Origin of the sequence: Panacibacter ginsenosidivorans, from assembly GCF_007971225.1 — a bacterium.
GTDB classification, from domain to species: Bacteria; Bacteroidota; Bacteroidia; order Chitinophagales; family Chitinophagaceae; genus Panacibacter; species Panacibacter ginsenosidivorans.
The window spans coordinates 2,238,062-2,261,595 of the sequence record NZ_CP042435.1; the positions used below are offsets into that span (position 1 = coordinate 2,238,062).

The window sequence follows — 23,534 nt, forward strand, 5'->3', positions numbered from 1 at the left end:
TTTTTCACTGATATTTTGTTAAAGATGATTTTAGTACCGGCTTTTAATCAGGCATTGAACATCTGTTGCGCCGCACTCTTATACGTTTTGCTCTTTAATGAACAAATTGTTGTATTTGCCGCAATACATACTTGGGTATAAGAGTGCGACGCAACTGCAGCTAAATTCCTGCACCGAAGCCCGGCTCACGATTTTTCACTTTATTATTAGATTTCTGTGGATAAAAGCAATGTCACCTGCTGAAAGGTATAACTACATTTGCTGTATGAAATTTACGCAATCCAATCTCGATAAACTGGAAGATATTTTGAGTGAATCTGGTTATACTACGCGGTATGAAAGAGGAACTTTCCAGAGCGGCTGGTGTTTGCTGGAGCAGAAAAGAATGGTGGTGCTCAATAAATTTTTAGATACAGAAGGCCGCATAAATACCTTACTTGAACTGATCCCTCAATTACAAATAGAATTTGACAAGCTCACACATGAGTCTCAGAAATTATATGAAGAGGTAATGAAGAAATCGGTGATTGAAACAAAATAGTCCATTATTTTTGGCCTGTGAGCCAACCTCATCTCCACATAACATTTCTTGGAACAGGCACCAGTACCGGTGTGCCTATGATAGCTTGTCCATGCGAAGTATGCGCCTCGACAAATCCAAAAGATAAAAGATTACGCAGCAGTATTTTGGTGAAATCTGAAACAACAACTATTGTTGTTGATACCACACCTGACTTTCGGCAACAAATGTTGCGTATTGATAATAGAAAACTGGATGCCGTATTGTTCACGCATCCGCATAAAGATCATACTGCAGGCCTGGATGATGTAAGAGCGTACAATTTCTTTTCGAATCGTGCGATGGAAGTTTATGCCAACTCGCTTACAGAAGAAGCTTTAAAAAGAGAATTTGCTTATGTGTTCTCAGATAAACGCTACCCGGGCATCCCGGAAATTAATTTGAATACTATTGACGAGATTCCTTTTTTTATCGGCGATATAAAAGTAACGCCTATACAGGTATGGCATTATAAAATGCCTGTGTATGGCTTTCGCTTCGGAAATTTTACATATATTACTGATGCGAACAGGATTGAGGAAAATGAAAAGCAAAAGATCAGAGGGTCTGAAGCTCTTGTATTAAATGCACTGCGAAAAGAAGATCATATCTCGCATTTTACTTTAAAACAAGCAGTTGATCTTGCGCAGGAACTCGAAGTGCCAAGAGTTTATTTTACGCATATCAGTCACCAGTTAGGAAAACATGATGAAATAGATGCCATGTTGCCAAAAGGCATTCAATTAGCTTATGATAATTTACAGATCAGCATATAACCCTACATGAGAATTAGTTGAAAAATTAATTTTTTATGGCAAACAAAATTTGGAAAGATTATTTCACTTTTACTAAAGGTGAACGTGCATCAGTTTTTATTTTCCTGGGTATCTTGATCATTAGTATTATTGTTCCCTTTTTTTATGCAAAATCATTTGCACCACCAGTTGTTGATGAAATTTTGCAAAAGCAGCTTGATTCGGTTTTAGGAAATATACAGGAAGATTCTGCTGTAAATAATTTAGACAAAATACAACAAACAAAGAATTCCATTGATTCTATAAAACTTTTCTACTTTGATCCAAATACACTTGATGCAGCAGGATTTAAGCAACTTGGTTTAAGAGATAAAACCATTCAGACAATTATCAATTACAGAAGTAAAGGAGGGCACTTTAAAACTGCAGAGGATATTCGCAAAATTTATGGCCTCGAAGAGGAAGAAGCAAACAAACTCATTCCATTTATAAAAATTGCAAACCGCTACTCCAACAAAGAAGAAGAATCAGCTTATGAAAACAATCAAGAAAAACCTAAATCAGTAATAAAAAAAATAGACATAAATACTGCAAGTGAGGAAGATTTTAAAGCTTTGCCTGGCATAGGAGATATACTTAGTAAGCGCATTATAAAATTCAGGAACAGTATACATGGTTTTAAATCTATAAATGATGTCAGCAAAACATATGGCTTATCTGATTCAGCTTTCCAACTTATTCTACCCTATCTCACTCTTTCGGGTGATAACTAAAATTTAAATTCAAACTTGTTAGTGAATCCACTACATTTGCGAACTAACAAATGTTAGCTATGAATTTTCAACAACAAGAAATAACCAAACAAGTAGCAGATACAGCCAGGAATTTTGCACACCAATACATAAAGCCTCATGTAATGAAATGGGATGAAACACAACATTTTCCTATAGAAGTTTTCAAGGAATTGGGTAATCTCGGAATGATGGGTGTTTTTGTTCCTGAACAATATGGAGGCTCTGGTCTTGGATACTTTGAATATAAAACTGTAATTGAAGAAATCTCTAAAGTCTGTGGCTCAATTGGGCTTAGCGTTGCAGCACACAATTCACTTTGCACAGGTCATATCCTTTCTTTTGGCAATGAAGACCAAAAACAAAAATATCTTCCAAAACTTGCATCTGCAGAATGGATCGGTGCATGGGGACTTACAGAACCAAACACCGGCAGTGATGCAGGCAACATGAAATGTACCGCCATAAAAGACGGCAATAACTGGATTATTAACGGGACCAAGAACTGGATCACCCATGGCAAAACAGGGGATGTTGCAGTAGTAATTGCAAGAACCGGAGAACCACGCACAAAAGACAATTCAACAGCATTTGTTGTAGAGCGTGGTACTAAAGGTTTTATGGGTGGCAAGAAAGAAAACAAGCTTGGTATGCGTGCCAGCGAAACTGCAGAAATGATCTTTGATAACTGCACTATTTCAGACGCTCAACGCCTTGGCGAAGTGGGCGCTGGTTTTAAACAAGCCATGAAAGTTTTGGATGGCGGACGTATTTCCATTGCTTCACTTTCTTTGGGCATTGCAAAAGGAGCTTATGAAGCCGCACTGCAATATTCAAAAGATCGTCATCAATTTGATCAGCCCATTTCAAATTTTCAGGGCGTAAGCTTTAAACTTGCAGATATGGCAACAGAGATAATGGCTGCAGAACTCATTACACTCAAAGCATGTGATCTTAAGAATCGCGGAGAGAAAGTAACCCGGGAAGCCGCCATGGCAAAATATTATGCCAGCGAAGTTGCTGTAAAAGTTGCCAATGATGCCGTGCAGATCTTTGGTGGCAATGGTTATACAAAAGAATTTCCGGTAGAAAAATTTTATCGCGATGCCAAGCTTTGTACTATCGGAGAAGGCACTTCCGAAGTGCAGAAGATCGTTATTGCAAGGGAAAGTTTGAATGGATAGTTTTATAAACCAAGCTTTAGAATCAGCATTAAATTTTTGTTGCGTCGCACTCTTGTACTTTCTGATCTTTGTGCAACATTATAAACCGCAGAGATGCAAAGGCGCAGTAAATATTTTTTTTACGCCATTTAGTTTTCCATTGCTGCTTATGCTCAAACGTACAAGAGTGCGACGCAACAGTTGATGACATGAAAACTGAAGCCGAAACCATAAAATAAAAAAAGCAACGCTATTAACGTTGCTTTCAAATTATCTAAAAAAATTTCTTAAGCTACTTTCAGCATATTCAATTTGCTGTTGCCCAGTTTCTCTGCTGCATATTCAAGTGAAACATCTAATTTCTCTACTCCTGTACCCGGTAATTCAAACATGGCATCTGTAAGAATATGTTCACAAATAGTTCTTAATCCTCTTGCACCCAATTTATATTCCAATGCTTTCTTCACCATAAAATCAAGTACTTCATCTTCTATCTTCAGTGCTATGCCTTCATATTCAAACAAGCGTGTGTATTGCTTTACAAGGCTGTTCTTAGGTTCGGTAAGAATGGAGCGAAGTGTCTTTGCATCCAGCGGGTCAAGATGTGTAACAACCGGCAACCGGCCCAGCAATTCGGGAATCAAACCAAATGATTTAAGATCTTGTGCATTTACAAACTGCAAAAGGTTTTGACGTTGTTGCTCCTGTTCATTTTTATTTACATTAAACCCAATTGCATTCGTATTGATACGGCGTGCAATCACTTTATCGATACCATCAAATGCGCCACCGCATATAAAAAGAATATTGCTCGTATTCAGCTTGATCATCTTTTGCTCAGGATGTTTCCTGCCGCCTTGTGGTGGCACTAATACTTCCGTCCCTTCCAGCATTTTTAAAAGGCCCTGTTGTACTCCTTCGCCGCTTACATCACGGGTAATAGATGGATTATCTCCTTTACGGGCAATCTTATCAAGTTCGTCAATGTATACAATACCTTTTTCTGCAGCAGCTACGTCGTAGTTACAAACCTGCAGCAACCGGGTAAGCATGCTTTCAACATCTTCACCAACATAACCCGCTTCTGTAAATACAGTTGCATCAACAATAGCAAAAGGAACATTCAATAGACGTGCAATTGTTTTTGCAAGCAATGTTTTGCCCGTACCTGTTTCCCCAACCATAATGATGTTGCTTTTTTCTATTTCAACCTCATCATTCTGTTGCTTCTGAGTAATTCTTTTGTAATGATTGTAAACCGCAACTGATAATATCTTCTTTGCATCTGTTTGACCAATCACATACTCATCCAGAAACTGTTTTATCTCCATCGGTTTGCGAATGTTAAACCGATATTGCGTTGTTTGAATCTCGTGTCTTTTCTGTAGCTCCTGTACAATGATCTCCTGGGCATGCTCTACACAATTTTCGCAGATATGCCCTTCCTGGCCGGCAATAAGGATTTTCACCTCATCACGGCTTTTCCCACAAAAGGAACAATGTAAATTTGTTTGTTTTGCCATAATAAATGCAGCGATTTAAGTATTTGTGGGGTTTCAGGGCCACAGCAAAAATACTTAAATCGCTGTAAGTGATTTTTAAAAAATTTTAAGTCAGGCTTAAAGCTTATCCAATACCTTGTCTACAATACCATAAGCAACTGATTCTTTGGCGTCCATCCAATAATCACGGTCAAAATCTTTCATGATCTGCTCTACCGTTTTGCCACAGTTTTCAGCTAATATCTTTGCCCCTATCTCTTTTGTTTTGCGCATTTGATTGGCTTGAATTTCAATATCAGCCGATGTGGCTTGGAAATAACCGCCAAGACTTGGCTGGTGTATCATTACTTCACCATGAGGATAAATGAACCGTTTTCCTTTTGTGCCGGCACTTAATAAAATAGATCCCATACTTGCAGCAAGACCCATACAAATGGTGCTTACCGGAGATTTTATCAAGCGCATGGTATCATACATCACCATACCGCTGGTAACCATTCCACCCGGACTATTGATGAAGAATCTGATCTCATCACCCGGTTTGTCTGCATCAAGTAACAAAAGTTTTGAAACAATGTCTCTTGCAGATTTATCATCTACAATGCCCCATAGATACACAGCTCTTTTTTCCAAAAAAAGCTGCTCCATTTTTTTCATCAGAAATGGACTATGTGCTTCCGGTTTATTTTCCTTTTCGTTTTCTTCTTCTTCATCCATTACAGGATGAATAATATATTTTGACTGCATCATATTAACGTTCTATATTGTAAGTATAAGTTTTTGTGAATCCTACTTTTGTATTTTATGGCATCGCCTGTTGCGTCGCACTCTTATGCGTTTTGCTATAGAATGAGCATTCGCAGTTACTTCTTTTCCTTTCTTGGATTAGTTAATAATACTTCATCCACCAATCCATAAGCTTTACTTTCATCTGCTGTCATCCAAAAATCACGATCACAATCTATAGCTACCTTTTCTACAGGTTGGTTAGTATGATGTGCTATAACATGATACAATTCCTGTTTGATCTTTTTTATTTCCCTTGCAGTGATCTCGATGTCTGTTGCCTGCCCGCCAATTGCACCACTTGGCTGATGAAGCATAATCCGTGCATGTTTCAAAGCACTGCGTTTACCTGTTACACCGGCACACATTAAAATTGCGCCCATGCTTGCAGCCATGCCTGTGCAAATTGTAGATACATCAGGGCTTACAAATTGCATGGTATCGTAAATACCAAGACCTGCATAAACGCTGCCACCCGGGCTGTTGATGTACATCTGTATATCACGTGTGCGATCTGTACTATCTAAAAATAATAGCTGTGCGGTTACAATGTTTGCCACATAATCATTAATGCCTTCGCCGAGAAAGATAATGCGATCCATCATCAAACGGCTGAATACATCCATACTCGCTACATTCAATGGTCTTTCTTCTATAATGTATGGCGTAAGATTTGTTACATTGTGATTAAGATAGCTATGCAGCGTACTGCTGCTGATACCCTGATGCTTCACAGCATACTTTTCAAATTCCTTTCCAAAATTCATTTGTAATTATTTTCGATTGAAGATAAGTGTTTTGAACAATCAACGCCAAAAGATACCAAATACCATGCAAACGGCTTTTCACGTCAAAAGGGCAGAAAAGTCTATCATTTGCATTCCATTGTTTATCGTTATTACAATTCTTCCCTGAGAAAAATACATTATGGCATAAAGTCTTCTTCCTCTTTTGGGCCGTATTTATCAAAAAGTTTATTGATAGCCCCTGCGAATATGGGAAATTTCTCTTTGGCAAAGTCCTTAATTACTTCAATGGCTTTATAGGCTTGCTCTTCCGTTAACCCCTGCGCTTTCAATCGGTCAATAAGTTCCTGCATAATTACGAATTGTAATGTTATAAAAACTAAAGGTAATGCTGCCTGTTGAAAGCAAAAAAGTTAATAGATGAGCATAGCCGAATAGTGTGCGAAGTGTACAAGTGAGTGACACAACGAAGCTAAATAGCAGTATAAAAGCCGGCAATACAAAACTTTTGCAAACAAACAATTCAACTACACTTGCCCTTTTGTGTAAATTCCCTATTTTTGCGCCCCCGATTTGAATTTGTTACCGGGATTCCTGCGGATGTGGCGAAACTGGCAGACGCACTAGACTTAGGATCTAGCGCCGCAAGGCATGTAGGTTCGATTCCTATCATCCGCACCAAATGGCTGATAAGTTGTATGAACGACTTATCAGCCAAAACTTAAAATTCTCAATTTATTTTATGGCAACTGTTACGAGGGAAAATATCGGTAAGCTTACAGATAAGCTTATTGTAAAAGTGGCGAAGGAAGATTACCTGCAATCGTTTGAAAGCAGCCTGAAGAAATATGCTAAAACAGCTAATATATCTGGCTTTCGTAAAGGAATGGTACCCGCCAGCCTCGTGAAAAAAATGTATGGCCAGGGTGTATTTTCTGATGAAGTTTTACGCCTTGTGGAAAAGCAATTGCAGGATTATATGGTGCAGGAGCAACTTGATATTTTTGCCCAGCCTTTACCCCTGGAAAACGATGCACGTATGCTGGATATGAATAATCCTGCTGATTATGCATTTGCTTTTGAAATAGGATTAAAGCCTGCTTTCGATCTACATATTTCAGATATAAAAGTTACCCGGTATGTAATACAGGTTACAGAGCAAATGATAAATGAAGAAGTAGAACGTTTAACAACCCGTCACGGTAAAATGACAGAGCCTGAAGCTGTAAGCGGCGATAATAATGTGCTGAATGTAGAATTTACAGAGGTTGATAAAGACGGTAATGCTATTGAAGGGGGATTAATAAAATCTAACTCTTTACTGGTAAAATATTTTGCCGAATCAGTTCGCCCTGAATTAATCGGTAAAAAGAAAGATGACACCATCACAATTCAGCTGAGCACTGCATTTGACGAAAAAGAAAGAGAATGGGTAATCGGCGATCTTGGCCTTAATAAAGACAGCAAAGAAGATGCAGATAAATTGTTTAAACTACTTATCACAAAAGTAGGCCTGGTTGAAAAAGCTGAAATGACTGAATCATTCTTTGAAACAGTTTATCCCGGCCGCAGCATAAAAACTGAAGAAGAGTTTCGCAATGCAGTGAAAGTAGAGATCGAAAATTATTATGCCGCGCAAAGCAGTAACCAGGTACACGATCAGATCTATCACCATCTTACAGATCACACCACTATGGACTTTCCGGAAAGCTTCCTGAAAAGATGGTTGAAAGATGGCAGTGAAAAACAGAAAACTGACGATGAGACAGAAAAAGAATATCCTTCTTTTGTAAACCAGTTGAAATGGTCATTAATCAGCAGCAAGCTAATTAATGAAAATAAGATCACTGTTGACCCGGCCGAGATCAGGCAGTTTGCACTTAACCAAATAGCAGGTTATATGGGCATGCAGAATCTTGACGAAGCACCATGGCTTGATGAATATGCCAACCGCATGATGAAAGATCAAAAGTTCGTGGAAGAAACATATATGAAACTGCAGACTGAAAAATTATTCAGGTTAGTAGAGCAGCAGGTTCAGGCAACAGAAGAGAGCATCAGTGCAGAAGATTTTGCAAAGAAGTTGCATCACCATCATCATTAATAAATTTTCACTCTGACTATAGTTATCCGGGGCTTTTATAAGTTCCGGGTTTTTTATTTTACAAGCTTGGGTTTTCATGGCGTCGCCTCTTGTGTCACTCACTTCATCGTTCTTCTTTCAATTGAAAATTAGATTTCATTTGCGTCCATTAATGTAAATCGTGAAATTCGTGTTCAAAAAATTCGTGTTTAATGAAAGATTACCTATTCACGGTTGCAGAAAGATTCATGCGTTATGTACAGGTAGATACACAAAGTGACCCCACAAGCCATAAACATCCTACCACAGAAAAGCAGAAAGATCTAAGTAAGGTATTAACATCAGAACTATTAAGTCTTGGCTTGGCAGATGCGCATACAGATGAATATGGTTATGTGTATGCAACCATTCTTTCCAATACAGATAAAAAAGTTCCTGCAATTTGTTTTTGCAGTCATGTAGATACAGCACCTGATTGCAGTGGCACCAACGTAAAACCTATACTACATAAACATTATAGCGGAGAAGACATTATACTGCCAGATGATACAACACAGGTGATCAGTAAAAAAGATTATCCTTATTTAGAAAAACATATTGGTAATGACATTATCACTGCAAGTGGATTAACACTATTGGGCGCTGATGATAAAGCCGGTGTAGCTGTTATTATGGATATGGCAAACTATCTTGTATCGCATCCTGAAATAAGACATGGAGATATTAAAATTCTTTTTACGCCTGATGAAGAAGTAGGACAAGGCACCGCAAAACTCGATCTCAAAAAGTTAGGTGCAGATTATGCCTACACATTAGATGGCGGCGAAGCCGGCACTTTTGAAGATGAAACATTTAGTGCAGATGGCGCAAGGATTATTATAAACGGGGTTATCTCTCACCCAGGTTATGCAAAAGACAAAATGGTAAATGCTTTAAAGATTGCCGGAGAAATTTTAGCCGCATTACCAAAAAATGAATTCAGTCCTGAAACAACCAAAGGAAGACAAGGTTTTGTGCATCCTGTTTCAGTAAATGGAATTGCAGAAAAAGCAACCATAGAATTTATTATCCGCGATTTTATTACAACCAATCTTGAAAAGCATGAGAAAAGACTGGAAGCCATTGCTGAAGAAGTAATGAGCAAACATACCAAAGCAGGTATGCAATTTGAAGTATGGGAACAGTATCGCAACATGAAAGAAATACTGGATCAGCATACACAGGTTTCTGCATTTGCAGCAGAAGCATACAAACGTGCAGGTTTAAATGTAGTGAATGAACCAATTCGTGGCGGAACAGATGGTAGCCGCTTAAGTTTTATGGGATTACCTTGCCCGAATATTTTTACCGGCATGCAGGCTATACACAGCAAGCATGAATGGATTGCTGTTAAGGATATGGAGAAAGCAGTAGAAGTTTTGGTAAACCTTGTACAGGTATGGGAGGAGAACAGTTAATTTTTAAACTTGATGTTCCAATGCTTATCTTTCCTTTTTAAAATCTAACAATATGGAATTTATTTCTTACTGGTGGGTGCTCGTCATAATCTTTATATTTTTTAGCGGGTTCGTATCTATAAACCAGGGTACCATTGGTGTAATAACAATGTTTGGCAAATATCAGCGTGTTTTAAAGCCGGGATTGAATTTCAAGATCCCGGTAATAGAACAGATATATAAACGTATCAGTATACAGAACCGTTCTGTGGAACTCGAATTCCAGGCGGTTACTGCAGACCAGGCCAATGTATATTTCAAAAGCATGCTGCTTTATGCAGTAATGGGTGCAGAGGAAGAAACGATCAAAAAAGTAGCTTTCAAATTCTTTAGTGATAAGGATTTGATGCAGGCATTGGTAAGAACAATTGAAGGTAATATCCGTTCATTTGTAGCTACGAAACGCCAGGCAGAAATTCTTGGTTTGAGAAAAGAAATTATTGATGCTGTAAAATTTGAAGTAGATCATGTGCTGGAAGAATGGGGTTACCATCTGCTTGATTTGCAGATCAATGATATAACATTCGATCAGGCAATTATTGACAGCATGAGCAAAGTTGTTGCCAGTAATAATTTAAAAGCTGCTGCAGAAAATGAAGGCCAGGCATTATTGATCACAAAAACAAAAGCGGCGGAAGCAGAAGGTAACGCTATAAAAATAGCTGCAGAAGCAGAAAGAGAAGCTGCAAGATTGCGCGGACAAGGCGTTGCATTGTTCAGAGAAGAAGTGGCCAAAGGTATGAGTCAGGCTGCAGAACAAATGAAACAAGCCAACCTTGACACAAACGTTATTCTCTTTAGCATGTGGACAGAAGCAATCAAAAATTTTGCTGAAGTTGGTAAAGGCAATATTATGTTTCTTGATGGAAGTACAGATGGCATGCAAAAAACAATGAACCAGATAATGGCCATGTTGAAGATGAATACCGATAAACAGAAATAATAACTAATTAGTAAACAGTAGAAATATCGGCCGGAAATTTCCGGCCGATATTTTTTTGTTGTTTGTTTTATTGCTGCGTAAGGATAAAAAGTACAAGTGTGCGACGCAACAGGCGACGCCACAACTGCTTTAGCCGGGTTCATAATTTTCCCCTTTGTGCAAAATCTTTCTTAAATCATACACAGGTTGATAATTTATACACACATTGTCCGTTGTTTTGAGTTAACACATACTTTAGCAAAAACCTAATTTATATCATGGTTGTATTATTACAGGTTCAGGACAGCGTTACAACAGCCATAAATGCAGTAGCGCCGCAAACAGAAAGTGCATGGAGCATATTACAGAAAGGCGGTTTTTTGATGTATCCTTTATACGCATTATTTGTGGCCACCATTTTTGTTTTTTTTGAACGCTTTTTTGCTATTAATAAAGCTTCAAAGATCGATGCAAATTTTATGAGCATCATCCGCGATAATATTATGACAGGCAACCTGAGCGCTGCAAGAAATCTTGCAAAAAATACTGACAATGCTGTTGCACGCATTATAGACAAAGGCATTCAGCGCATTGGTAAACCAATTGATGCCATTGAAAAAAGCATGGAGAATGTAGGCAATCTTGAAGTGTATAAAATGGAACGCAATATTTCTATTTTATCGCTGGTGTATGGCATTGCGCCTATGATCGGTTTTCTTGGAACCATCTTTGGTATGTTGCAATTGTTCTCGGCCATCAGTACAACAGGAGATTTTACACCTGCTTCCATTGCGGGTGGTATTTATACAAAAATGGTAACGTCTGCAAGTGGTCTGATCATTGGTTTGCTTGCTTACCTGGCTTATAATTTTTTGAATGCACAGATCGGTAAAACGGTAAATAAAATGGAAGCAGCAAGCGCAGATTTTGTAGATATGTTGCAGGAGCCAACACGCTAATTTTTTATGAGCTAAGCTTTTGAATAAGCATTAAGCTTTCGTTGCGTCGCACACTTGTACGTTCAGATTTTTTCTCAAACGGAAACAACAGTAATAAAGACAAATGAAACTGAAAAGAAGCAAATCACATGGAGAACTTCACGCTAATGCGCTGAACGATATCCTGTTCATACTGTTGTTCTTTTTTCTTATTGTATCTACACTTGCCAATCCAAATATTGTAAAAGTGAATAACCCTGCGGGCAAAAAAGATACAAAAGCAAAACAGAATATTGTAATCTCTATTGATAAGGCACAGAAATTATATCTTGGTCAAAAGCTTATTGATATAAACATGATCGATACTATTCTCAAAGCAGAAGTAATGAAGCAAAGAGCCTTTGTAGATACACCTTCTGTAGTTGTTAATGCAGATACTTCTGCATATTATGGAGAAGTATTCAAAGTTATGCAAAGCGCTAAACGTGCCGGGGCAAAGGTTGTAGCTATTGTTAAGTAAAGCTTGCTTTTACCATTCTGTCTTTTCCCTGCATGTCTTTTTTTATTTCAATATTTGAATAGCCTTTCTGCTTAAGTAAATCCTTTACTTCATTTCCCAGCATCTCATTGATCTCAAAAAAAAGTTGACCATCTTTGTTTAAATGCTGCAAGCCAAGTTCAGTAATAGTTTTATAAAATAATAAAGCGTCTTCATCGGGAACAAATAATGCAAGGTGTGGTTCATGCAATAATACATTATCACGCATTTCTTTTTCTTCTGATTGCTTTATATATGGTGGATTACTTACAATGATATCAAAAAGTGGAAGTGAGTTCCATTTATCCCTGTCGAGGATATTTGTTTTATAAAAAGTTATATCTACGTTTTGTGTTACAGCATTTTTCTTTGCAACATTTAATGCGTCTTCAGAAACATCTAATGCATGCACATCAAGTTCCGGGAGTTTCTTTTTCAAAGCAATAGGAATACAACCGCTACCAGTTCCAATATCTAAAACTTTTTGATTTTTTACTTTTGACTTTTTAGTCTCTTCAACAATCCACATTACCAGTTCTTCCGTTTCAGGTCTTGGTATCAATACATTTTCATCAACATAAAATTTTATTCCTGCAAACCAAGCTTCGTGCAAAATATATTGTACAGGCTTGTGTTGTAGTAATTGTTCTGTATAAGTTTTTAGCGATTCCTCTTGCAAAATATTTAAAGGAAACTGCTTATTGGTTATTCTGTCAATTCTTTTGAAGCCAGTAATATGTTCGATTGTCCAGTCTGCAATATTGGCTGATTCCCTGTCATCATACAGTTCAAACAATTGATACATGAGTTGAGTATAAGCTTCCTGGATGCCCATACTGCAATGTTAAGATGATTTCGGTTAGTTTTGCGGCTTGCAAATATGTTGCGTAAAGATCAGAACGTACAAGTGTGCGACGCAACAACATTTAATAGTAGCAATACAGCTGGGCCAATAAAAATAAATGACAGCAGACGAACAATACATGCACCGTTGTTTACAGCTTGCAGAAATGGGAGCAGGTTTTGTTGCCCCCAATCCTATGGTGGGTGCGGTGTTGGTATATAAAGGCAGGATAATTGGCGAAGGCTATCACATGCAATATGGCAAGGCACATGCGGAAGTAAATTGTATTAACAGTGTTGCAGAAAAGGATCATGATTTGATTGCTTCATCCACTATCTATGTTTCACTTGAACCTTGTGCACATTTTGGCAAAACACCACCCTGCGCCGATCTTATCATAGCAAAGAAAATTCCAAATGTTGTTGTTGGTTGCAGAGATCCTTTTAAAGAAGTTGATGGCAAAGGAATTGAAAAACTTTTAGCCGCAGGTATTGATGTAAAAGTTGGTGTACTTGAATCAGCTTGCAAAGAATTGAATAAACGATTCTTTACATTTCATTCAGAACACAGACCATATATTATTTTGAAATGGGCGCAAACAGCGAATAAAAAAATTGCAACCTCACCCAAACCCTCTCCAAAGGAGAGGGCTTTAAAACAAACAGATAAAAGATTACTTATTACAAATGCATTGACCAATAAACTCGTACATAAATGGCGTAGTGAAGAAGCCGCGATATTGGTTGGTACCAACACTGCTTTATTGGATGATCCTGAATTATCAAACCGGTTATGGAGTGGTAAAAGCCCAACAAGGTTGGTTGTGGATATGCATTTGCGTTTGCCACGCAACTTGAAAATCTTTGATGGAAAACAACCGACAATTATTTTTAACACATTGCAACATTCAGAAGATGTTTTCAAAATTCTCCCCCCACCGGGGGGAGTTAGAGGGGGGCTTTACCAGGTTACAGATGATGTAAGTATTGTTCATCAAATACTCAATGCCTGTTACCAAAATAATATTCAAAGTATACTGGTAGAAGGTGGCGCAAAACTGCTGCAAACTTTTATTGATGAAGGCTTGTGGGATGAAGCAAGAATTATAACAAACGAGTTATTGATTGTTGAGGAAGGCTTAGCAGCACCGGAGTTAAGCAATCATCAATTTACAGGTTCAACAAAAATTTTGGATGACAGGATAGCTCACTACAAGAAAACTAATTAATGCAACAAAAGGAGTTTTACAATACAGTAGGTCAGCAATCCGTAGCCGAATTTAAAGATAGAGGCAGTCGCTTTCTGGCGTATGCTTTCCCTATAAAAGATGTTGAGGAATTTAAAAATCATTTGCAGCAATTAAAGAAAGAACATCCAAAAGCAGTGCACCATTGCTTTGCTTACCGCATTGGTTTAGATGGCAATAATTTTCGTGTAAGCGATGATGGCGAACCTTCCGGCACAGCAGGCAAACCAATACTTGGGCAAATAGACAGTAAAGAGCTTACCAATACGCTGGTTGTTGTAGTTCGCTATTTTGGCGGCACCTTATTAGGGGTGCCTGGTCTTATTAATGCTTATAAAAACGCCACATCTATGGCGTTGCAGTTAACTACGATAATTGCAAAAGCGGTAGAAGTTAATTATATGTTGCAGTACGATTACACGCAGATGAATGACGTGATGATCCTTGTAAAAAAATACAATTGCAGCATATTGGCACAGGAAACACAGTTATTCTGCATTTTAAAAGTTGGTGTGCCTTTGAGCAGGCTTGAAGAATTTTTGTACAAGATCCGTGATCTTCGAAACATAGAAGTTCAAAAGATTAAATAATAGGGAACGGTTTTTGTTTATAGCGTTCAATTGGAAAAGATTAAGGCTGTTTTATTTAAGCTCATTTTCTATTCTTTCTTCGTTCCTCTTTACATTATCTTTACCATCTTTGCTGACTTTATAATGACAAAGTGAAATAATGACTGCTCAAAAACGCATCGCAATATTTGGTTCTACAGGTTCAATCGGTACACAGGCTTTGGAAGTAATTGCTGCCAATCCTGATAAATTCTCCGTTGAGATACTTACTGCGCATACCAATGATGAATTACTTATTCAGCAGGCATTAAAGTTTGAGCCCAATATGGTGGTAATAGTGGATGAGAAAAAATACCAGCGGGTAAAAGATGCACTTTCCAAAACCCATGTAAAAGTATTTACAGGCGAAGATGCATTGGATGAGGTTGCCGCAATGGATTGCTATGATATAATGCTGGCTGCTATCGTAGGTTTTGCAGGATTGAAACCCACCTTGAAAGCTATTGAAAATGGTAAGACAATTGGTTTGGCTAATAAAGAAACACTGGTAGTTGCCGGTGATATTGTAATGCGCAAAGCCTCAGAAAACAAGGCTCCGGTAATACCCGTGGATAGCGAGCACTCCGCTATTTTTCAATGTCTTGTTGGCGAGAGCAGGAACCCCATTGAAAAAGTAATTCTTACGGCGAGCGGCGGCCCGTTTCTTGGCAAGAAACCCAACTTTTTGGTCAATGTAAAACGAGACCATGCATTGCAGCATCCCAACTGGAGCATGGGTGCAAAAATCACTATAGATTCTGCAACACTTATGAACAAAGGGCTTGAAATGGTAGAAGCAAAGTGGCTCTTTAACTTAAAGCCCGAACAGGTACAGGTAGTCATTCACCCGCAAAGCATTATTCATAGTATGGTGCAGTTTGAAGACGGCAGCGTAAAAGCACAAATGGGTTTGCCAGATATGAAACTGCCCATTCAATATGCTTTGGGTTTCCCGGAAAGATTACCTAACCAGTTTCCACGCTATGATTTTAAAAAGCCTAATACACTAACGTTTGAAGAGCCTGATACACGCACGTTCCGCAATCTTGTACTTGCCACAGAGGCATTGTATAAGGGTGGTAATATGCCCTGCATTCTTAATGCTGCCAATGAAATTGCCGTGTTTGCCTTCCTGCGCAACCGCATTGGTTTTCTGGACATCACAGAAATGGTGGAACGTACCATGAACAAAATCACGTTCATAGAAAATCCCACTTTAGATGAATATTTTGACAGCGACGGCGAGGCCCGCAATTTTGCCGCTTCTCTTATACAGATGTAGCTAAACATAATATCTGTTTTCGTTAACGATGAATGTGCTATTATTGCACCTGCTTTTTCAGGGCTATTTAGCTTTTGTTGTGTCACTCACTTGTACGTCTTGTTCTTTATTCAGCAAAGTGTAATCATGTTCAGCAGATAACAGAACGTTGAAGAGTGCGACGCAACGGAAGCTTTATTAAAAAACAAAAGCTGGGTTCATAAATTTAAAAACAAAAAAAGTCCCTGTAGGGATTTAAGGAAGTATGACTTTATTAGCGATCAACTGGGGTAATACGGGAATGCAGGCTTTACAATTTATTCTATCTTTTTCAATACTTGTTACGCTGCACGAATTAGGACATTTTCTTACTGCACGCTGGTTCAAATGCCGCGTGGAAAAATTCTACCTGTTCTTTAATCCATGGTTTAGTTTGTGGAAGAAAAAAATTGGCGAGACTGAATACGGTTTTGGTTGGGTGCCGTTTGGTGGATATGTAAAAATATCCGGCATGATCGATGAGAGCATGGATAAGGAACAATTAAAACTGCCTCCTCAGCCTTATGAATTCAGGAGCAAACCAGCATGGCAGCGATTGATTATTATGCTGGCAGGTATTGTGGTTAATCTTATTCTTGGTTTTCTTATTTATGCAATGATGCTTTGGCATTGGGGTGAGGAATATATTCCTACCAATAAAATGACTTACGGCATTGCAACAGATTCTTTATCGCAGAGCATTGGTCTAAAAAGCGGCGATAAAATCCTAACTGCTGACGGGCAATATATAGATAAGTTTGATAAGATAAGAATGAGCGTGCTGCTAAACTCTACAAAGAATCTTACAGTTGACAGAAATGGAGAAAAAGTAAACATAGCAATTCCTGATGATTTCTCCAGTAACCTGATACATTTTAAAGATCTTGGTTATATTGGTTTGCGTGTGCCTTTCACATCAATAGATTCTTTACAATCTGATACATCTGCTGCAGCAAAAGCAGGCCTGAAAGAAAATGATAAAGTGCTTGCTGTGAATGGAAAGCCAATAATATTTTTTGATGAGTTTAGAGATGAGATTGTGAAAAACAAAAAGAAGACTGTTGATCTTACTATACTGCGTGGAGCAGATACACTTCCTGCTAAAGTGCTTGTGCCTGAAACAGGTATTATTGGTATAGCAAATAATATTGATGAGCATTTTCTTGATTCTGCTTTTGAAGTGAAAAAGATCGATTATACTTTTTTAACAGCTGTTCCTGCAGGCTTTAGAAAAAGTTATGAAACACTTGAATCCTACTGGCTACAATTGAAACTCATTTTTAGTGGTAAGGTAAATCCTAACGAATCTTTGGGTAGTGTTTTTAGCATTGGTAAAATGTTTGATCCAAAGTGGGACTGGCAGGGCTTTTGGGGCCTAACAGCTTTTTTCTCGCTGGTACTTGCATTAATGAACCTGCTACCGATTCCAGGTCTCGATGGAGGTCATGCTTTGTTTACATTGGTTGAAATGATCAGCGGCAGAAAACCGAGCGATAAATTTATGGAATATGCGCAAATGGTTGGGATGGTGCTCTTGCTTGGTTTAATGGCTTATGCGCTGGGACTGGATATTTTCAGGATGTTTAAGTAAAAAAAATATTTTATACTACTTTAATGCACCATCATGAAGAAGGTGCATTTTTATTTATGCTAATTCAATCCCTATTTTCCTCATAAGCAGTGATGCATTTAAACTTGTACAAATTCCCTCTTTTAATTTGTAATCGAAATACAATTCTTCACCGGAAACCTGAACATCAAAATGATAATTCGAAATGTTTGCAGGATTATCATTTTCAAGCCTAGCCAGTTCAACATCGTGTGTGGCTATTAAAGCCACTGCGTTCTTTTTGATAAGCTGCTTTATTAAAGCTGCAGAACCAGTGTGTCTGTCTAAAGAATTTGTGCCCCGCAAAATTTCATCCAACAGAATAAATAAGTTTTCTTGTTTGTTTACTTCATCAATAATTGATTTTAGCTTCTTTAATTCGGCATAAAATGTAGAAGTGTTTTCCGCAAGATTATCAGTAATACGCATACTGCTCATAAGTTTACTGATAGATACTGTAAAGCTTTCCGCACAAACAGGAGCACCGGCATAAGCAAGTATCATGTTTATGCCAAGGCTTCTCAGGAAAGTACTTTTGCCGGCCATATTTGAACCGGTGATTAAATCAACTTTTGCTGCTCCGGTGATGCTGAACGAATTGTTGACTCTTTGTTTTGCAGGAATTAATGGATGACCGATTTCTTTTCCTTCTAATATAAAATGTGTATCACTAATAATCGGATAACACCATTCAGCATGATTGAACGCAAGCGTAGCAGTTGTGTTTAATACTTCAATTTCTGCAATAATACTGAACCATTTAGGAACATGATTCTCGTTTTGTACTTTCCATTTTTTTAGTGCCATTATTTGATGAAGATCCCACAACAAAAAAGTATTAAGAATGATAAACGCAAATACATTTAACCTTACATCGAAACGATTGAGGATATTTTTTAAGTTCAATATTTCATTTGCTGCCTTTGTATCATTGTGTTTGATTTGATTTTGCATTACAATCAAAAGCTCACTTTGAAATGATTCCTTTTCAAACCAGTTCAACTCATTGTACAGCACATTGACTTCTGTAACGATTCCTGACAGAAGATTATAAGTAGGTGTAATTTTTTTACTTACCGATAAAGAGATTGAATAAAAAATTATAATACACAATGAAAAGATTGATGTACTTATAAAATCTGAAAGATATAAAATCAGAGTACTTATGGTTATTAATGGAAAAATATAAAGTGCTATTTTGAAAACAGGCATATCAAAATATTTTTCTTTTTCATCCTTCAGCCAGTTAAAGACTCGTCTTTCAGTATTAATTGATATTTTCTGTTTTATTCCAAATGCCTGCAATTGCTGACGCCATAGAGGTTTTGCAGATAATTCTTTTACGGCTTCCTGCTGTAATAAAATTTCTTTTTTGTTTAATGGTTGTAATAATCTTTTGGCCAGTAGCAGCTTCGCTTTTTCTGCATTGCACCTGTTGATGTATTGATATAATGAAGCTTTGCCAAACAGGTCAAGATCAGCCGCATATGGGTGATGTTCCGGTTCTAAATTTTTGCCATCATATTCATTGTAATAATCCCCATCTGAAAATGCCAATTCTTTTTTATTAATGGCTACCAATGTTTCATAGTTTTCTATAGCCTCTTTGTTGTTTACATCTTTTGAAACTACAAATAAAAATAGAGTTGCACCGCCCACTGCGAGAGTGATAATGTAAGCTGTATCAGCATCCCACGTTACATAAACCGCCAAAAAGGTTAACATCAATATTCCAAAGCGCAACCAGCCGAGCATTTTTCTTTTGCTATGTAGCCGCTCTAGTATTTGTTCAAGTTCTGCTATTCTTTTACTATAAAATATTGTTGAATTTTCAGCCTGGTTCATGCGGATGAAGCTACGGAAAAGAGTTTTATGAAATTAATAAGTAGTTGTTTTGTAAATTTGCTGTTCGTTTAATAGTTCTCTGAATACGATATTGTGAAAACATGGAACCGTTTCTCACTGCTGCATAAAGAACAAAGTGCATAAGAGTGCGACGCAACAACAGTTTAATAGCAGTAATGCAGATTGGCTTATAAATATTTTTACAGATCTAAAATCTACAATCATCAATTGTAAATTAAATGGGGCTGTATTGGTTTTGACAGCACAGGTTACGGTAGGTGTAAGCATGCAGTGCGTTGTATCATTAGCACTTTAATCTGAAGATTCAAACTTTAAATGGCAATACTCAGTATGCCATGGCTGCCTAATCAGTGATTAGTTAGTCATTAGGGCCGCTTGAGCAGGTTGTTCTGTTACCAAGCTCCGCCGCCGACTCAAAAACAAACACAGAATGCTGCAATGGAAGGCTGTGACCGTTGCTTAAGACTATACAGCTAAGCGCAGGATCGGTTGGTTCGTTTCCTGTTTTGCGCCGACAAATAATAATGAAATAAGCATGTAGAAAGCTTATGGTAATTGTGTTTGGACGCGGGTTCGAGTCCCGCCAGCTCCACATTTAAAGCCTGCAGTTTTGCAGGCTTTTTTTATTTATAATACCAGCAATATATTTTCATAGCGGCATCGTTGCGTCGCAAGCACTTTATCGTTCGGCTTAATAATTAGGCTTATCAAAATATGAGCCTGTTGTTTTGTTCTGAAAACGCATTATAAAGCTTGTACAATCTAGTCTTCAAAAGAGTAATACAAAAGCGGAAAAAGCCTGTTAAAAAATTCCAGGGGTTTTCCTAAGAAAACCGATGCAGCAATAAAATGAAAAAATTGTCTATATTTATAGGGTAATCCCATTTACCTGCATGACTGAACAAACTATTCTGGCGGGCTGCCTTCAAAATAATCCCGCGGCACAACGAGAACTGTATAACAGATACAGTCCTAGAATGCTGTCGGTGTGTTACAGGTTTGCGCAAAGCCGTGAAGACGCTGAAGATATGCTGCAGGAAGGATTCATAAAAATATTTACCCAGATACATACATTTCAAAATAAAGGTTCTTTTGAAGGCTGGATAAGGAGGATTATTGTACATACCTGCATCAATTTTTTGAAAAAGTACAAGAAATTTAGTGAGAATCTGGAATTAGGCTATGCAGGATATGTTGCGGTAAAGGAAGAAACAATACCTTCTATAATGCAGGCAAAACAGGTAATTGAGTGTATAAGGCTATTGCCGGTTGGTTATCGCACTGTTTTAAATCTTTATGCAATTGAAGGTTATAATCATAAAGAAATATCTGAGATGCTTGAAATTGAGGAGAGTACCAGCAGAAGCCAGTATACAAGAGCAAAGGCAATGCTGGAATCAATACTCGTAAAGAAAAAGATATTGGATAAACCAGAAGAAGATTTCAGGCTTGTTGCATTTTATAAGAAATGAAGAAAGTACAACTCATAATAAAACCAACTAACTGTTTTACAGAATTGATTCTATGGGGAATCGGTTATACGATAATGAATTTGAGGAATTCCTGAAAAACCAGGCTAACCAACATCGCATGTATCCATCCGACCAGGTATGGCGTAAGATACAAGGCGAAGTGCATGGATACAGGAAATGGCCTGCGTTAACTATAATAGCTGTATTTATTATTGCGGCTTTAGTAGTGGGTACAGTTGCGGTTAAACCTCATTCTGAATTTATTGTACAGCAAAAAACACAGTCGACTGGAAATGAACAATCAAAGGATCAGGCAACAGCTACTACAATAACTGAAAGTGAGAAAAGTTATGCTGATCATCTTACCGTTAATAATATTACCCGTCAAACTATTGCTAAAGTAACGGAGACTATCCAGGAAAAAGAGGCAGAAGAATTATTGATTGTTCCATCAACTGAATTCTCTGCAAACCATTTGGCTAATATAAATATTCCTGAGAAAACATCTGTTAATGCACCTGTACAAATACAGGATAATAAAGATGAGAATAGTATTGCCGACAATACTTCAGCTACTACACTGCACAATACATCTTTACCTGATGCACGTTTTATTTTCAGTAATAATTTCAGTGTTCCAAACAGTAGTGGATATTATTTTACAAGTGCAGTTTATAATGACGAATTTTCATATGTGAGAAATGCTAGCTCCTCACAGGTAAATATTGATCTGGGTGCTACCAGGCCAACATCAAGTCCTTCTTTATTAAATATCGGGAAAAGATCTTCAAAACTTGATTTTCAGTTTTTTGTAACGCCTTCCATAAGCTACAGGCGTTTGGTAGACGATGTACAGGGCTCTCTTTCAAAATCATATGTGACAGCGTTGCCATACGCATCCAATTATATCGTAGACTTAAATCATGTAATACAACACAGGCCAGCAGCCGGCTATGAAATAGGATTTTCGTTGGGATATAATACCGGAAGAAAATTCGCGATACGTACCGGTCTTCAATTTAACACAAGACAATACAATATTGATGCATTTGTACATAGTGCAGAACCGGCAACAGTTGCCTTGAGTGCAGATAATTCAAACCTTGTTTTCAACACCATTTCGGGTTTTCGGAATATTGATGGAAGCTCTCCAATTAAGCTGAAGAATCGTTATTACGAAATAGCTGTTCCAATTGGTATTGACTGGCGGCCTGTAAATAAAAAATTTGCCTGGGGTATTGCTACTGCCATACAACCAACTTATACATTTGATAAAGAACCCTTCATTATAACTTCTAACTATAAGAATTATGCAGATGGTTCTCAGCTTATGCGCAATTGGAATATCAACGTCAATTTTGAAACATATCTTGGGTACAACACTGGCAAATACAGATGGCAAATAGGCCCTCAATTACGTTACCAGCTTATGCCAACAATGGCAAACTCTTTCCCTATTCGTGAATATCCTGTTGATTTCGGTATTAAACTTGGTTTAACAAGAGCATTGAGATAAATAGCAAATCATAATTTCAATATTTTTTTACATAGTAAGACGCTTTTACTTGTTGCAGTGTAAATACATACTTTCTTTACTATCTTTTTAAAATATTTTTGCAGTGTTTAAATATTTTAAAGTATGATGCAGAAGCCAGTACTACTATTTAACTTTAGTTGCGTCGTATTCCTTTCACCGTTCGGTAATAATTTTCAACAAAAGATAAGTTCATTAAAAATCATTGTTGCTCTTATGCTTACTTTTTTTGTTTGGTCATGCAATAACAAGAATGCTACAAAAGAAGATATATTTATTTCAACCGATTCTTCCATTTTTTATCCTGTTAACGAGTACTTTAAAACTCAAATACTTAAAGGAGATAGTTTTTCTGTTATACGCTATACCTACATTGATTCCGATAATAAAAATGATTCGGCAATAATTACTTCAGCAAAATTCAAAGAATTAGCCAATCCTTTTCTCAAAGATGATATTAATGACAGGAGCATAAAGAAATATTATCGAGAGTCCATCTTTCACGATGTAACTACAGCCAGTAATACATTTACATATACAAGTGTAACCAATAAGTTGCCTTTACAAACACTTGATATATTATTAGACACAATAACAAATAATGTAAAACGTGTGTTCATTGCTAAAAACTTTACAAAAGGAGATAGTACTATTATTGAAAAAATGGGCTGGAAAACAGGAGAAAGTTTCTTTATCAATAGAATTGTACAACTGCCCGGAAATAAAGAAACTACTCAACAGATAACAGTTTCATGGAGTAGTAACGATTAATTTTG

The 23,534-nt window shown here is 37.4% G+C and carries 22 protein-coding genes, 1 tRNA gene and 1 other RNA gene; 18 read left to right on the forward strand and 6 right to left on the reverse strand.

Translation table 11 applies throughout. The annotated features are described in order from the left end of the window. Positions 1-265 precede the first annotated feature (265 nt). Genes FRZ67_RS09360 through FRZ67_RS09375 form a run of 4 tightly spaced genes read left to right on the forward strand, consistent with a single transcriptional unit; the run spans position 266 to position 3,289 of the window. Positions 266-541 carry a hypothetical protein gene (locus FRZ67_RS09360; RefSeq protein WP_147189301.1) on the forward strand — a complete coding sequence of 92 codons (276 nt, stop codon included), beginning with the start codon at positions 266-268 and terminating at the stop codon, positions 539-541. 17 nt (positions 542-558) lie between these two features. Then, positions 559-1,335, forward strand: coding sequence for an MBL fold metallo-hydrolase (locus FRZ67_RS09365; RefSeq protein ID WP_147189302.1), 777 nt, complete (start codon positions 559-561; stop codon positions 1,333-1,335). Between the two features lie 35 nt (positions 1,336-1,370). Next, a complete protein-coding gene (locus FRZ67_RS09370; RefSeq protein WP_147189303.1) occupies positions 1,371-2,087 on the forward strand; it encodes a ComEA family DNA-binding protein in 717 nt (238 codons plus the stop codon). Between the two features lie 59 nt (positions 2,088-2,146). Next, positions 2,147-3,289 carry an acyl-CoA dehydrogenase family protein gene (locus FRZ67_RS09375; protein ID WP_147189304.1) on the forward strand — a complete coding sequence of 381 codons (1,143 nt, stop codon included), beginning with the start codon at positions 2,147-2,149 and terminating at the stop codon, positions 3,287-3,289. A 266-nt stretch (positions 3,290-3,555) separates the two neighbouring features. Here the strand turns inward: FRZ67_RS09375 and clpX are convergent, their stop codons facing one another. The 4 genes from clpX to FRZ67_RS23490 form a co-directional block, all read right to left on the reverse strand. Then, positions 3,556-4,791 carry an ATP-dependent Clp protease ATP-binding subunit ClpX gene (gene clpX, locus FRZ67_RS09380; protein WP_147189305.1) on the reverse strand — a complete coding sequence of 412 codons (1,236 nt, stop codon included), beginning with the start codon at positions 4,789-4,791 and terminating at the stop codon, positions 3,556-3,558. 96 nt (positions 4,792-4,887) lie between these two features. Continuing rightward, positions 4,888-5,520 (reverse strand): ClpP family protease, encoded by a 633-nt coding sequence (locus FRZ67_RS09385; protein ID WP_225975560.1) that lies wholly within the window; start codon positions 5,518-5,520, stop codon positions 4,888-4,890. 113 nt (positions 5,521-5,633) lie between these two features. Beyond that, on the reverse strand, positions 5,634-6,323 hold the full coding sequence (locus FRZ67_RS09390; RefSeq protein WP_147189306.1) for a ClpP family protease: 690 nt from the start codon (positions 6,321-6,323) through the stop codon (positions 5,634-5,636). Positions 6,324-6,481: 158 nt separating this feature from the next. Next, the gene (locus tag FRZ67_RS23490; protein WP_192903906.1) at positions 6,482-6,655 is read right to left on the reverse strand and encodes a hypothetical protein; all 174 of its coding nucleotides are present in this window, start codon (positions 6,653-6,655) and stop codon (positions 6,482-6,484) included. A 243-nt stretch (positions 6,656-6,898) separates the two neighbouring features. On the opposite strand from FRZ67_RS23490, the gene FRZ67_RS09395 reads away from it, so the two are divergent. The 6 genes from FRZ67_RS09395 to FRZ67_RS09420 all read left to right on the forward strand — a co-directional run bounded on the left by FRZ67_RS09395 (position 6,899) and on the right by FRZ67_RS09420 (position 12,261). Then, positions 6,899-6,983, forward strand: a tRNA-Leu gene (locus FRZ67_RS09395). Positions 6,984-7,044: 61 nt separating this feature from the next. Further along, the gene (gene tig, locus FRZ67_RS09400; protein WP_147189307.1) at positions 7,045-8,406 is read left to right on the forward strand and encodes a trigger factor; all 1,362 of its coding nucleotides are present in this window, start codon (positions 7,045-7,047) and stop codon (positions 8,404-8,406) included. 191 nt (positions 8,407-8,597) lie between these two features. Next, complete coding sequence (pepT, locus tag FRZ67_RS09405) at positions 8,598-9,842, forward strand: peptidase T (protein ID WP_147189308.1); 1,245 nt, start codon at positions 8,598-8,600, stop codon at positions 9,840-9,842. A 52-nt stretch (positions 9,843-9,894) separates the two neighbouring features. Next, the gene (locus FRZ67_RS09410) at positions 9,895-10,824 is read left to right on the forward strand and encodes an SPFH domain-containing protein (RefSeq protein WP_147189309.1); all 930 of its coding nucleotides are present in this window, start codon (positions 9,895-9,897) and stop codon (positions 10,822-10,824) included. Between the two features lie 257 nt (positions 10,825-11,081). Continuing rightward, on the forward strand, positions 11,082-11,762 hold the full coding sequence (locus FRZ67_RS09415; protein ID WP_147189310.1) for a MotA/TolQ/ExbB proton channel family protein: 681 nt from the start codon (positions 11,082-11,084) through the stop codon (positions 11,760-11,762). A 103-nt stretch (positions 11,763-11,865) separates the two neighbouring features. Beyond that, positions 11,866-12,261: an ExbD/TolR family protein gene (locus FRZ67_RS09420; protein ID WP_147189311.1), complete on the forward strand. Its 396-nt coding sequence runs from the start codon at positions 11,866-11,868 to the stop codon at positions 12,259-12,261. Here FRZ67_RS09420 and prmC read toward each other — a convergent pair. Then, on the reverse strand, positions 12,254-13,114 hold the full coding sequence (gene prmC, locus FRZ67_RS09425) for a peptide chain release factor N(5)-glutamine methyltransferase (RefSeq protein ID WP_147189312.1): 861 nt from the start codon (positions 13,112-13,114) through the stop codon (positions 12,254-12,256). The genes FRZ67_RS09420 and prmC overlap by 8 nt on opposite strands. A 127-nt stretch (positions 13,115-13,241) precedes the next feature. Here prmC and ribD point away from each other — a divergent pair, with 127 nt between their 5' ends. From ribD to rseP, 4 genes are all read left to right on the forward strand, one after another. Then, complete coding sequence (ribD, locus tag FRZ67_RS09430; RefSeq protein WP_147189313.1) at positions 13,242-14,351, forward strand: bifunctional diaminohydroxyphosphoribosylaminopyrimidine deaminase/5-amino-6-(5-phosphoribosylamino)uracil reductase RibD; 1,110 nt, start codon at positions 13,242-13,244, stop codon at positions 14,349-14,351. After that, positions 14,351-14,959 carry an IMPACT family protein gene (locus FRZ67_RS09435; protein ID WP_147189314.1) on the forward strand — a complete coding sequence of 203 codons (609 nt, stop codon included), beginning with the start codon at positions 14,351-14,353 and terminating at the stop codon, positions 14,957-14,959. Before ribD ends, FRZ67_RS09435 begins: the two co-directional genes overlap by 1 nt. A gap of 139 nt (positions 14,960-15,098) precedes the next feature. Continuing rightward, positions 15,099-16,259 carry a 1-deoxy-D-xylulose-5-phosphate reductoisomerase gene (locus FRZ67_RS09440; protein ID WP_147189315.1) on the forward strand — a complete coding sequence of 387 codons (1,161 nt, stop codon included), beginning with the start codon at positions 15,099-15,101 and terminating at the stop codon, positions 16,257-16,259. A 244-nt stretch (positions 16,260-16,503) separates the two neighbouring features. Further along, a complete protein-coding gene (gene rseP / locus FRZ67_RS09445) occupies positions 16,504-17,868 on the forward strand; it encodes an RIP metalloprotease RseP (RefSeq protein ID WP_147189316.1) in 1,365 nt (454 codons plus the stop codon). 54 nt (positions 17,869-17,922) lie between these two features. On the opposite strand, the gene FRZ67_RS09450 is transcribed toward rseP, so the two are convergent. After that, complete coding sequence (locus FRZ67_RS09450) at positions 17,923-19,731, reverse strand: MutS-related protein (protein ID WP_147189317.1); 1,809 nt, start codon at positions 19,729-19,731, stop codon at positions 17,923-17,925. 241 nt (positions 19,732-19,972) lie between these two features. Between FRZ67_RS09450 and ssrA the strand changes: the two genes are divergently transcribed. The 4 genes from ssrA to FRZ67_RS09470 all read left to right on the forward strand — a co-directional run bounded on the left by ssrA (position 19,973) and on the right by FRZ67_RS09470 (position 23,529). Continuing rightward, positions 19,973-20,347: a transfer-messenger RNA gene (gene ssrA, locus FRZ67_RS09455) on the forward strand. Positions 20,348-20,645: 298 nt separating this feature from the next. Beyond that, a complete protein-coding gene (locus FRZ67_RS09460) occupies positions 20,646-21,224 on the forward strand; it encodes an RNA polymerase sigma factor (RefSeq protein WP_147189318.1) in 579 nt (192 codons plus the stop codon). 52 nt (positions 21,225-21,276) lie between these two features. Continuing rightward, entirely contained in the window at positions 21,277-22,740 is a 1,464-nt protein-coding gene (locus FRZ67_RS09465; RefSeq protein ID WP_147189319.1) for an outer membrane beta-barrel protein, read from the forward strand. 234 nt (positions 22,741-22,974) lie between these two features. Next, positions 22,975-23,529: a hypothetical protein gene (locus FRZ67_RS09470; protein ID WP_147189320.1), complete on the forward strand. Its 555-nt coding sequence runs from the start codon at positions 22,975-22,977 to the stop codon at positions 23,527-23,529. Positions 23,530-23,534 lie beyond the last annotated feature (5 nt).